Below are 11,748 nucleotides of genomic sequence, written 5' to 3'. Positions count from 1 at the left end.
GCCTCAAACCTGCCGGAATACCAAGGCTTTAAGGCCCCCAGCCGGATCCGCATCAGGAAACTCCGGCGGGTTCTCCAGTCGCTCGACAAAAGCCAACGCCGGCGCCTGCTCGGCCATGCCTTCGATCAAAAACTCTGGCCCGATCCCCGGGTCGTTCACACAGGCCAGCACGGTCCCGCCCTCATTCAGCAGCTCCGGCAACCGCCGCAGAATCTTCGCGTAATCCTGGGTCAGCACAAAGCTGCCCTTCTGGAAGGTGGGCGGGTCGATGATGATCAAGTCATAGGGCCCGTACTTACGAACCTTGCCCCAGGACTTGAACAGCTCATGCCCCAGGTAGGCCACCCGTGACGCATCGTGGCCATTGAGCCGGTGGTTGTCTCGCCCGCGGGACAACGCCGACTTGGCCATGTCCAGGTTCACTACCTGCTCCGCCCCACCCGCAATGGCCGCTACCGAGAAACCGCAGGTATAGGCAAACAGGTTGAGCACCCGCTTGCCTGCTGCCTGTTCGCGTACCCAGCGTCGGCCATAGCGCATGTCCAGGAACAGGCCATTGTTCTGCCGTACGCCCAGGTCCAGCAGGTAGGTCAGGCCGTCCTCGACGACCTCCCGCTGCTGGCACGGCTCGCCCCACAGCCATTGGCCGGGGCTGTCCGGCAGGTAGCGATGCTGGATGAGGATGGCCTGGCCATGCCATTGCGGGCGCTGGGCGAGGTTACGCAGCATGGCCTCCAGCTCCGCCAGTTGGCCTTCAGGCGGCTCACGGAACAGCGCCACCGACAGCACGCCTTGCAGCCAGTCCACTGTCACCTGCTCAAGGCCCGGCCAGCAGCGGCCACGGCCGTGGAACAGGCGACGGGTTTCCTGGGGGGCGGGGTCGAGGGCGGCGAGCAGGTGTTGCTCAAGGGTCTGGATCGGCGAGGTCATGGCGGGTCGCAAGCTGGAAAAAGCGGCATTCTACCCTTGCGGGCCGCTTCGCGGGTAAACCCGCTCCCACCCGTACTGCACCGCTTCGAAGGACAGCACCTGTGGGAGCGGGTTTACCCGCGAAGAGGCCCGCAAGGTCACCTCAATGCTTGGCTGCAACCCGCGCAGAACTAAACCACCACCCCTGCTGCATCCCCGCCGCTGCCAGCAGAATCAGTGCCACGCCCAGCCATTGCAACGGTGCCAGCCGGTGCCCAAAGGCCACCCAGTCGACAAGAATTGCCGCAATCGGGTACACGAACGACAGCGCGCCAGTCAGTGCGGTAGGCAAGCGCTGGATAGCGCTGTACAGCAACACATACATCACCCCGGTATGAACGATGCCGAGGGTCACCAGGCTGGCCAGTGCCGAAGTCTCACCCGGCAACCCACTCAGCTTGACCCACGGCGCCAGCAGCAGCACGCCGGTGGCAACCTGGATCAATGCGATCAAGTGCGGTGGCGTACCTTTAAGGCGCTTGATGATCAACGCAGCGACTGCATACAAAAACGCCGCGCCCAGCGCCAGGCCAATACCCAGCAGGTAATCCTCGCCACTGCCCTGCCCCACGCCGTGGGCGCTGACGATAGCCAGCATGCCCAGGAAGGCAACGCTCAGCCAGGTGACCTTGGGCAAGGTGATCTTCTCGCCCAGAAACACAGCCGCCAGGCCCACCAGCATGAACGGTTGGACGTTGTAAACGGCGGTGCCGATGGCGATCGAAGCGCGTGAATAAGAGGCGAACAGCAACACCCAATTGCCGACGATGGCCACACCGCTGGCAATCGCCAGCACAAACGCCGTGCGGCCGATCACACCCGGCTTGAGAAAGCCCAAGGCCGCGCAGATCACCAGCAACGTGCCGGTACCGAACACGCACCGCCAGAACACCACGTCGAGTACTGGCTGGCCCGACACCAGCACGAACCAGCCGATGGTCCCGGAAATCAGCATGGCAGCGACCATTTCCAGCGAGCCACGGCGCAATGAACTGTCCATCTCACACCTCCCATTGATAATGGCAACAGTATGCAAAGGGTGACGGGGGACCTTCCAGCGGATATCAAAGGCGCATCCGCAACCTTGCCTTTACTATCAAGGCAAATCACCCGAATAGCCTGATGAGGTTACGCATGACCGATGCTATCGACCAACTGCTGATCAACGCGTTGATGGAAGACTCGCGGCGCTCACTCAAGGCCCTGGCGCAGATCAGTGGCTTGTCTGCCCCCAGCGTCAGCGAGCGCTTGCGCCGCCTGGAAGAACGCGGTGTCTTGCGCGGTTACACCGTGGATGTCGACCCACGCAGTTTTGGTTACCAGCTGCAGGCGATCGTGCGTATCCGCCCGCTGCCGGGGCAGTTGCAGGAAGTGGAGCGGCAGATCATTGCGATCCCTGAGTTCACCGAATGCGACAAGGTGACCGGCGAGGACTGCTTCATTGCGCGTTTGCATGTGCGCTCGATGGAACAGCTCGACACCCTGCTCGACCGGATCAACGTGCTGGCCGAAACCAACACCGCGATCATCAAGAAGAGCCCGGTGAAGCGACGCCTGCCGCCGATGGGCTGAACCTGCCTCGAGGTGGTCGGCACAGGCAAAAGCTGACTATTTTTTGTACACAGGAATGTCACCATAGGTGCCATTTTTGTGTGCACTTTTCTCAACCTCGCCCCAATACGTTACACCCTCCACGCCACTAATTTTGACCAAGTGATCAACTAACAAAACGATCAAAAAATAAAAGCTGTTTAGTTGGTCAATTTTTATTTCCTTAATTTCATCTAGTTAGCGTTTCACAAGACGAAATCAAAACAATGGCAACTTGAACGTCGCTTTTCGGCTGGCATGGAACTCGCTTTTGTGTGTTCGTGTTTTGTATACAAATTAGGCAAAACATAAATACACAAGAACCCGCGACGTCGCCCTACCCGTCGGCCGTCGCGCCCAGAACCCAGTGATGCCAACGCTGCACCGACGAGATGGCGAGCCCGTGCGCATTGCCCGCTCATCGCAGTCCACGTGCATCAGGAGCCTGCCGGAATGCGTACAAGCCTCGACCTTGCCCCTGAACTTTCCGTCGCCAGCAGCAACCCCATCTCCACACTTGCTGGCCCTGCGCCAGCACTTGAACTGAGCCCGCGCCTGCACAACCGCGACCTCGCCCCGACACGCGCCGAAGGTCGGCGCTGGGGCGGTTACAGCATCTTTGCGTTATGGACCAACGATGTGCACAACATCGCCAACTACTCGTTCGCCATGGGGCTGTTCGCCCTCGGGCTGGGCGGCTGGCAGATACTGGTGTCGCTGGCCATTGGTGCGGCGCTGGTGTACTTCTTCATGAACCTGTCCGGTTACATGGGGCAAAAGACCGGTGTACCGTTTCCGGTCATCAGCCGCATTGCCTTCGGTATCCATGGTGCGCAAATACCGGCGTTGATACGCGCGGTCATTGCCATTGCCTGGTTCGGCATCCAAACCTACCTGGCCTCGGTGGTGCTGCGCGTGCTGCTGACTGCCGTGTGGCCGCAACTGGCCGTCCACGACCAGGACAGCATCCTTGGCCTGTCGAGCCTGGGCTGGGTCTGCTTCGTGGCAATCTGGCTGGTGCAGTTGGTGATCCTCGCCTACGGCATGGAGATGGTGCGCCGCTACGAGGCCTTCGCCGGCCCGGTGATCCTGCTCACCGTCGCCAGCCTGGCGGTGTTCATGTACTTCAAGGCCGACGCGCGAATCGCCTGGTCGGTGGCGGCGCCGCTGACCGGTTACGAGATGTGGCGCAACATCTTCGCGGGCGGAGCCCTGTGGTTGGCGATCTACGGCACCCTGGTGCTCAACTTCTGCGACTTCGCCCGCTCATCGCCCTGCCGCAAGACCATCCGCGTCGGTAACTTCTGGGGCTTGCCGGTGAACATCTTGGTGTTCGCGATGATCACCGTGGTGCTGTGCGGCGCGCAGTTCCAGATCAACGGCCAGATCATCGACAGCCCGACGCAGATCGTCGCCAGCATCCCCAACACCCCCTTCCTGGTCCTGGGTTGCCTGGCCTTCCTGATCGTCACGGTGGCCGTGAATATCATGGCCAACTTCGTCGCCCCGGCTTTCGTGCTCAGCAACCTGGCGCCACGCCACCTGAACTTCCGTCGCGCCGGGCTGATCAGCGCCACCCTCGCCGTGCTGATCCTGCCCTGGAACCTGTACAACAGCCCGCTGGTGATCGTGTACTTCCTGTCGGGCCTGGGCGCCCTGCTCGGCCCGCTGTACGGGGTGATCATGGCCGACTACTGGTTGCTGCGCAAAGGCTGCATCAACGTGCCGCAGCTGTACAGCGAAGACCCGGCTGGCGCCTATCACTACACCAAGGGCATCAACCTGCGCGCCGTGGCCGCCTTTGTGCCGGCCGCACTGCTGGCCATCGTGCTCGCCCTGGTACCCAACTTCCATAGCGTGGCGCCGTTCTCCTGGCTGATCGGTGCCGGCATCGCCGCGGCCCTTTACCTGCTGATCGCGCCACGCAACCGCCACTACCTGGATGTCAGCGGTGAGTGCATCGCCGTTGACCACAGCAGCCACTGATCAGGGAGAACTGCCATGCGTATTCTGATTGCCAACGTCAACACCACCGAAGCCATCACCGAGGCCATCGCCGAGCAGGCGCGCGCCGTTGCCGCACCAGGTACCGAAATCATCGGCCTGACCCCGTGGTTTGGCGCCGAGTCGGTGGAAGGCAACTTTGAAAGCTACCTGGCGGCCATCGCGGTGATGGACCGGGTGCTTGCCTACGATGGGCCCTACGATGCAGTGATTCAGGCCGGCTACGGTGAGCACGGCCGCGAAGGCCTGCAAGAGCTGCTGAACGTCCCCGTGGTGGACATCACCGATGCCGCCGCCAGCACGGCCATGTACCTGGGCCACGCCTACTCGGTGGTGACCACCCTGGACCGCACCGTGCCCTTGATCGAAGACCGCTTGCGGCTTTCCGGCCTGTACGACCGCTGCGCGTCGGTGCGCGCCAGTGGCCTGGCCGTGCTCGAGCTGGAAGCCGACCCGCAGCGTGCCGTGGAAGCTATCGTCGAGCAGGCCGAGCGCGCTGTGCGCGACGACAAGGCCGAGGTGATTTGCCTGGGTTGTGGTGGCATGGCGGGGCTGGATGAGCAGATCCGTCAACGCACCGGCGTGCCGGTGGTGGACGGTGTGAGCGCAGCGGTGACCATTGCCGAGTCGTTGGTGCGGATGGGGTTGAGTACGTCCAAAGTGCGGACCTATGCCACGCCGAGGGTGAAGAAAGTGGTGGGCTGGCCGATGCGCTTCGGGCGGTAAGATTCAGGTGCCTTAAGTGGCCCTAACGCCGGCAAGCCGACTCCCACAGGATGACCACAGGCCAGAAGGTTCTGAGACACCTGTGGGAGCAACTGTCTTGTGGTGCTTGTTCCGGCCTCATCGCTGGCAAGCCAGCTCCCACAGGTGCGGCGCTAGACTTGAAGGCTACATAGTTCGGGTGGGAGCTGGCTTGCCAGCGATAGGGCCGGTCCAGTCAGCGCAACATTCTGGCCAACCGCTCCCCACTGCCACAGGCCAACGTAAAACCCAGTGCCCCATGCCCCACGTTCAGCCACAGGTTCCGATACGCCGTCGCCCCAATGATCGGCACCCCGGTGGGCGTCGCTGGCCGCATCCCCGCCCATTCCACCGCCTGCCCGTAGTCGGCGGCGTTGGGCAGCGTATCCACCGCCAGCCGGCGCATGCTGTCGAGTCGGCGCGCATCCACCGATTCATCGTAACCGACGATATCCACCATCGCCGCCACCCGCAGTTGGCGGTCCAGCCGCGCATAGACGATCTTGCGCTCGTAGTCGGTAACACTGACCTCCGGCGCCCGATGCTCAGGGGCAATCGGCGCAGTCAGGCTGTAGCCCTTCAGCGGATAGACCGGCAACTTCAACCCCGGTAGCGCCAACCCCGCACTGCGATGACCTGCACACAGCACCAGGCGCTGCACATCGACCCGCTCGCTGCCCAACTGCAACGCAACCACCCGATCGTGATGTGTGACCAGCTGAGTCACAGGCTTACCGAGCAAAAACTGGCACTGCCCGGATGCGCGCAAGCGCTCGGCCAGGCGTACACAGAAGCGGTAACAGTCGGCGACTTCCTCATCAGGTGTGAGCACGCCCCCCACGAACGGCGCCTCGGCCAAGGCCGGCTCCAGGGCCTTGAGCTCGGTGGCATCGAGCACGCGTTGGCTGATTGGATCGAGCAGGCGCCTGCGCCCTTGGGCGAACGCCCGCTCACTACGAAAAGCGACCAGCTTGCCGTTACGTCGCCAGGCAAAATCCGTCAACCCATCCTCCTCGCGCCAACGCGCCAGGGCGGCTTGGCTTTCCAGCGCCAACGCCAACAGTTGTGCGCCATTGCGAGCATTGACACGGCTGCGACAGGCCATCATGAACGCCAGTAACCAACGCCACTGCGCCGGGTCAAATCGCAACCGCAAACGCAGCGGCGAATCCCCCTGCAGCATCCAGCCCAGTGCCTGCCACGGCACACCGGCATCGGCCAATGGCGCCACATAGCGGTACGACAACTGCCCGCCATTGGCGAAACTGGTGGCAGATGCCAGGCTGTCCCGCGCCTCGATCAGCGCTACCGACAACCCTTCGCGCACCAGCGCATAGGCCGTCGCCAAGCCAATGACACCCCCTCCAATGACCGTCACCTCGTGCTTCATGCATGGCCCCTGTTTCGGCTTCCTTGCCCACACAGTAGCAGCGCATCAGCTCGGACAGCTATGGGCACCGTCATTGAGGCCCTGCCGCACATTGCGGCTGAGCAGGCTGGCCTTGCCGTCGTGCCAGGTCAGCGTGAGCACATACAGGGTGTCGAAATCGTCACCGTTCCAGTCCTCGGTGATCACCCGCTCTTCACCCAGGGCCTTGCCGGCCACGGTATTGATGAGTTCTGGCAGGTAACCATGGGACCAAGCGGTGTAGACCGTCGCGTTGCGGTATTTGTCGCTCAGCAACTCTTCGGCCAGCGCGTCGGTGTCGTTGGCACCGTAGTCGATGTTCACCGGCAGGCCCAAGCGGATGGCGCTGGGGGTGATGGTCATCAGCGGGCGGATATAGCTGTAGCTCTCGTCCTTGCTGCCCTCCTCGACATGCCGCGACGGGTTGGCAGCGAACACGTAGTCGGCATTGCCAAAACGTTCTGGCAGCAACGTGGCCAGGTCCAATGCCCGGTTGAGGCCTTGGCAGTTCAGTTGCCCCAGCCCCTCGCCCGGTTTCTCGGCGTGGCGCAGGAAGACCAGGGTCTGGGTGCCATCGACCGGCTGCGCACGGCTTTCGACAGCATCCAACGCCAGCGGTATGGCCACAGCCGTGAGCACCAGGCTCAACAGCAAGTGGCGACGACGGCGGAGAAAGGTTGGCAACTTCATCAAGGCAGGCTCTTGTGGCAGAGAAAATCGGGTTGACCCGCCACGTTGCCCTGCGTCGCAGCCGCAGGGCGTCCTTGTAGTGAGTGCCATCCCTGGCAACGAGTGAGGGTCAGAGTGCCGTCAACCCGTTTGGTTCCTCCCTGAGCGTGATTGCCGTTCCCTAGGCAAGGCCAACGTTAGAGGATGTGTGTTGCTGAATTATGTATACCCTGTATGTACGGCGTGAATGATCTGGCGCCTACGAGACCGAGCGCCGCGCGGGCGGCGCTCGATCTCGTAGGCACTGCAAACCTCAAGGCATACACCCGCAAAAACTCATCAATATCTCAATCATCCCGCGTCAGCACTTCCAGCAGCTCGATCTCAAACGTCAAATCCGAATTCGGCGGGATCGCCCCCACACTGCGCTCGCCGTACCCCAGGTGCGCCGGCACCTGCAGTTTGCGTTTGCCACCGACGCGCATGCCCATCAAGCCTTGGTCCCACCCTTTGATCACGCGCCCCGTGCCGATCACGCACTGGAAGGGTTTGCCGCGCGACCAGGATGAATCGAACGTGCTGCCGTCGGCCAGCCAGCCGGTGTACTGGGTGGTGATCAGGGCGCCTTTGACGGCGGCTTTACCGTCGCCTTCGACGAGGTCGATGATCTGCAGTTCGCTGCTCATGGGCATGCTCCAACGCTGAAAAAATCAAAGCCGCCCTTTTCTCAGGTATGCACCGGTTTGGCAAGTTCTCGCGGCGTTCCGTGCTGGCGCATGGACCACAGCACGCCGCCAATCACCAGAATGATCGCTGCCGCCTCTAGCACGCTCGGCCCGGTCTGCCGCCAAAGGAAAGCGTAAAGCAGGGCGAACAAAGTTTCGAAGACGATCAGTTGGCCGCTCAGGGTGAGTGGCAGGCGCTTGGAGGCAGCGTTCCACAGCGCCATGGCCAACCACGAACCCAGCACCGCGCAGCCCAGGCTGGCCGCCCAGAACAACCACCAGCGCGCCATCGGCGCGTCCACCTGCAACTGTTGCGGCTGCCACAGGGCCAGGGCTGCAACCATCACCAGGCTGGCCAGTCCGGTCATCACCCCGCACAGCACCGACCACTGATGGCTGTCGAAATGCCCGCATTGTTTGAGGTAACGGCTGTTCTGTACCGCGTACCAGGTCCAGCAGGCCAGGGCGGCCAATGCGTAGAACAGGCCCAGGAGCTTGTCGCCGATGTCGCCGGGGGCGAAGGCGAACGTCTGCAGGTTGATGCACAGCATGCCCGTCAGGATCAGCGCCAATGGGCCGATCAGCCGCGCCAGCGGTACCGCGCCACTGTCGTTGCGACCGTACAGGGTGATGGTCAGGGGCAGTACGCCGACAATCAGCGAAGCCGGCGCCACGCCCAGACGCTGGATGGCGGCCACCAGGAAAACGAAATAGACCAGGTTGCCGATGACGGCCAGGCGCAGCAGCATCCACGCGTCGTGCAGGGTCAGCTGACGCAGTTGGCGGGCCATGGGCAGTGCCAGCAGCAACGAGATGACCCCGACCATGACATAGCGCACGCTGCTCAGCAGCATCGGGTTGAACTCAGGCAGCAGCTCAGGGACCATCAACACCATGCCCCACAACGCACCGGCCATGCCGGCGTACATCACACCGCGTCTCACGTCTGCGATCCTCGTTTGAATTGGGCGCAGGCTACTGGTTGTGCGGGGGGGAGGCAATGATTTGGGGGATGCGGGTGGGGTTGCGGGGGCATGTCTTGGGGTTTGCAGCGCCTGGGAGATCGAGCGCCGCCCGCGCGGCGCTTCGCAGCACAAGGCTGCTCCTACATTTGTTTCGGGCCAATTAGTCCTGGGGCATTGGCGCGCGGCCCCTTGGCGCACACCATGATATCGCGTCGGACCAACAAGGCGGTCGCGCGCCGCCCCCACAGGCGTGACTGGCCCGAAACAGATGTGGGAGCAGCCTTGTGCTGCGAAGCGCCGCGCGGGCGGCGCTCGATCTCCCAGGCGCTGCAAACCTAAAGACATGCACCTCAGGCACCAAAAACATCCCTCAGATAAACACCTGCCCCCGCAGATACAACGCCGCCCGCCCGCTGATAATCACCCGCCCATTGCCCGGCACCTCGCACAGCAACTGCCCCTTGCGCACCCCACCCTGCTCGCAACTCAGCACATTCTTGCCCAGCCGCTCGGCCCACAACGGCGCCAGCGAGGTGTGCGCCGAGCCCGTTACCGGGTCCTCGTTCACGCCCACCCGCGGGCCAAACCACCGGGTAACAAAATCAAACCCGCGCCCAGCCGCAGTCACGGCGATCCCGCGCACATCAAAGGCCGACAGGGCGACAAAATCGGGTTTCAACGGGTCCAGCAACGACGCGTCATCGATCACCACCACCAAGTCATCGCTGCGGTACACCGCACGCGCACTGCTCAGGCCCAGCGCCTCCAACAGGCCCGCTGGGGCCTCCACCGCTTCCGGCTGCTTGGCCGGGAAATCCATCGCCAGCAGCCCGTCGGCGCCACGGCTGACGCGTAACTCGCCGCTGCGGGTATTGAACCGCAACACGGGCGCCTGCTCGCCCAACTGCTCGAACAACACATAGGCCGAGGCCAAGGTGGCATGGCCGCACAGGTCGACCTCGACCGTCGGGGTGAACCAACGCAGGTCGTATGCCTCACCGTTACGCACGAAATAGGCGGTTTCGGACAAGTTATTCTCTTCGGCGATGCGTTGCAGCACATCGTCCGGCAGCCAGCTGTCCAGCGGGATGACTGCCGCGGGGTTGCCACCGAAAGGCTCAGCGGAAAACGCATCGACCTGGAAGATCTCGAGTTGCATGCACACACTCCTTGTTGGCCGGGACGCTGCCAGGCTCATGGGTGAAAAGAGTCAGTTTCGTACCGGGGTCAACACCGGCTCGCCGGCAAAGAACGCCTGCAGATTGCGCACTACCAACGTCACCGTGTCGCGCGCGGCCTCCGGCGACTGGCCCGCCACATGGGGTGTCAGCACCGTATTGCCGAGCGCCTTGAGGGCACCGGGCACTGCCGGCTCGTCGTCGAACACGTCCAGGGCGGCACCGGCAAGCTTGCCGCCCGCCAGCGCCGCCACCAGGGCCTGGGTGTCCACCACGCTGGCACGGGCGATGTTCACCAGGTAGCCCTCGGCGCCGAGGGCTTCGAGTACCGGTGCATCGACCAAGTGATGGGTAGCGGCGCCGCCTGGCGTGGCCACGACCAGAATGTCGACGGCATCGGCCAGGTGCAGCGGGCTGTCGTACCAGGTGTACGGCACATCCGGGCGCGGCGTGCGGCTGTGGTAGCTGATGCTCATGTCGAAGCCAAGGTTGGCACGCTTGGCGATCGCCAGCCCCACCGCGCCCAAGCCGAGAATGCCCAGGCGCTTGCCGCTCACCGACGGGCTGATCACACGGTTCCACTCGCCACGGCGGGTACTGGCATCGGCACGGGGAATGTCGCGCAGTAGCGCCAGTACCATTGCCAAGGTATGGTCGGCGACCGCGGCGGCATTGGCCCCGGCACCGTTGGTCACCGTGATACCGCGCGCGGCAGCGGCGGCCAGATCGACCTGCTCGTAGCCGGCACCGATCACGCAGATGATCTGCAAGTGGGGCAGCGCCTCGATTTCCGCGGCAGTCAGGCCCAATGGGCCCCGGGTGAGCACGGCATCGATTTCGCGGGCGTGGCGCTGGATGGCTTCGGTACGCAGTTGCGGCGACGGTGCGCGGATCAGCCGATAACCCGCCTGTTCCAGCAGGGGCAGGTAATCGTCGACGGTTTCCACCAACACCAGGACTGTCTTGCTCATGCCACCTCCGCGTCTGATCGAAGGGGCATTATGCGTAATCAGCGGTCGGTACAGTCAATCGATAAATGAGCAGAAAACTGTACTGTACCGGGCAACTTACTGGGCGAACGCCCGCCCAAGGCCACCGGGTACACCGCTGCTGTCGGTGTCCTGCCATGGGCCATCGGGGCTCAGTGACCAGCTCCAGCCCCCGTCGTAGCGGTAGTAGGTGCGCTGGCGGTAGAAGGTGTTGGGTTTTTTCTCCAGCACGTACACGCCCAGCTTAGGGTCCCAATGGCTGGAACCGCCCGGTGGCGGTGCAAAGCTGGCGGACGTGCGGGGCATCGGCTTGGGCGTCGCTGCGGGTTTGCTCGGCTGGGTCGAAGGCTGCCCGCCCGGCAACGGCTTGACCACCGGCCCCTGGTGCGGCGGTAGCCGCTCGATCGGTGGCGCGGGCTGCTCGTAAGGTTCATGCACCGTACACGCGGACAAACCCAGGGCCAGGGTGATCAGGGTCAGGCGGACGGTGCTGTGCATGGCAATGCT

At 63.3% G+C, this 11,748-nt stretch carries 12 protein-coding genes; 3 read left to right on the top strand and 9 right to left on the bottom strand.

The window, feature by feature from the left end; genetic code table 11:
• Nucleotides 1-3: 3 nt before the first annotated feature.
• Both QOS90_RS05905 and QOS90_RS05900 read right to left on the bottom strand, forming a co-directional pair.
• Nucleotides 4-930 (bottom strand): class I SAM-dependent methyltransferase, encoded by a 927-nt coding sequence (locus tag QOS90_RS05905; RefSeq protein WP_085272519.1) that lies wholly within the window; start codon nucleotides 928-930, stop codon nucleotides 4-6.
• A gap of 142 nt (nucleotides 931-1,072) precedes the next feature.
• Nucleotides 1,073-1,969 carry a DMT family transporter gene (locus QOS90_RS05900; protein ID WP_085272518.1) on the bottom strand — a complete coding sequence of 299 codons (897 nt, stop codon included), beginning with the start codon at nucleotides 1,967-1,969 and terminating at the stop codon, nucleotides 1,073-1,075.
• A 134-nt stretch (nucleotides 1,970-2,103) separates the two neighbouring features.
• Between QOS90_RS05900 and QOS90_RS05895 the strand changes: the two genes are divergently transcribed.
• From QOS90_RS05895 to QOS90_RS05885, 3 genes are all read left to right on the top strand, one after another.
• Nucleotides 2,104-2,541, top strand: coding sequence for an Lrp/AsnC family transcriptional regulator (locus QOS90_RS05895; protein WP_027592981.1), 438 nt, complete (start codon nucleotides 2,104-2,106; stop codon nucleotides 2,539-2,541).
• A gap of 471 nt (nucleotides 2,542-3,012) precedes the next feature.
• A complete protein-coding gene (locus QOS90_RS05890; RefSeq protein ID WP_085272517.1) occupies nucleotides 3,013-4,545 on the top strand; it encodes an NCS1 family nucleobase:cation symporter-1 in 1,533 nt (510 codons plus the stop codon).
• A 15-nt stretch (nucleotides 4,546-4,560) separates the two neighbouring features.
• The gene (locus QOS90_RS05885; RefSeq protein WP_027592983.1) at nucleotides 4,561-5,289 is read left to right on the top strand and encodes an aspartate/glutamate racemase family protein; all 729 of its coding nucleotides are present in this window, start codon (nucleotides 4,561-4,563) and stop codon (nucleotides 5,287-5,289) included.
• Between the two features lie 214 nt (nucleotides 5,290-5,503).
• Here QOS90_RS05885 and QOS90_RS05880 read toward each other — a convergent pair whose 3' ends face one another.
• The 7 genes from QOS90_RS05880 to QOS90_RS05850 form a co-directional block, all read right to left on the bottom strand.
• A complete protein-coding gene (locus tag QOS90_RS05880) occupies nucleotides 5,504-6,697 on the bottom strand; it encodes a D-amino acid dehydrogenase (protein ID WP_085272516.1) in 1,194 nt (397 codons plus the stop codon).
• A 45-nt stretch (nucleotides 6,698-6,742) separates the two neighbouring features.
• Nucleotides 6,743-7,405: a histidine phosphatase family protein gene (locus QOS90_RS05875; RefSeq protein ID WP_085272515.1), complete on the bottom strand. Its 663-nt coding sequence runs from the start codon at nucleotides 7,403-7,405 to the stop codon at nucleotides 6,743-6,745.
• Between the two features lie 326 nt (nucleotides 7,406-7,731).
• Entirely contained in the window at nucleotides 7,732-8,070 is a 339-nt protein-coding gene (locus tag QOS90_RS05870) for an FKBP-type peptidyl-prolyl cis-trans isomerase (RefSeq protein ID WP_027592986.1), read from the bottom strand.
• Nucleotides 8,071-8,111: 41 nt separating this feature from the next.
• Nucleotides 8,112-9,053, bottom strand: coding sequence for a DMT family transporter (locus tag QOS90_RS05865; RefSeq protein WP_085272514.1), 942 nt, complete (start codon nucleotides 9,051-9,053; stop codon nucleotides 8,112-8,114).
• A gap of 391 nt (nucleotides 9,054-9,444) precedes the next feature.
• Nucleotides 9,445-10,233 carry a PhzF family phenazine biosynthesis protein gene (locus QOS90_RS05860; RefSeq protein WP_085272513.1) on the bottom strand — a complete coding sequence of 263 codons (789 nt, stop codon included), beginning with the start codon at nucleotides 10,231-10,233 and terminating at the stop codon, nucleotides 9,445-9,447.
• Nucleotides 10,234-10,284: 51 nt separating this feature from the next.
• Complete coding sequence (locus QOS90_RS05855; protein ID WP_085272512.1) at nucleotides 10,285-11,223, bottom strand: 2-hydroxyacid dehydrogenase; 939 nt, start codon at nucleotides 11,221-11,223, stop codon at nucleotides 10,285-10,287.
• A 96-nt stretch (nucleotides 11,224-11,319) separates the two neighbouring features.
• Nucleotides 11,320-11,739 (bottom strand): hypothetical protein, encoded by a 420-nt coding sequence (locus QOS90_RS05850; protein ID WP_027592990.1) that lies wholly within the window; start codon nucleotides 11,737-11,739, stop codon nucleotides 11,320-11,322.
• Between the last annotated feature and the right edge of the window lie 9 nt (nucleotides 11,740-11,748).

The organism is Pseudomonas sp. LAIL14HWK12:I10 (genome assembly GCF_900184205.1).
In the GTDB taxonomy this organism is placed as follows: Bacteria; Pseudomonadota; Gammaproteobacteria; order Pseudomonadales; family Pseudomonadaceae; genus Aquipseudomonas; species Aquipseudomonas kermanshahensis.
Note: the sequence above shows the minus strand (reverse complement) of the source record. Positions and strands in the feature narration are given on the sequence as shown.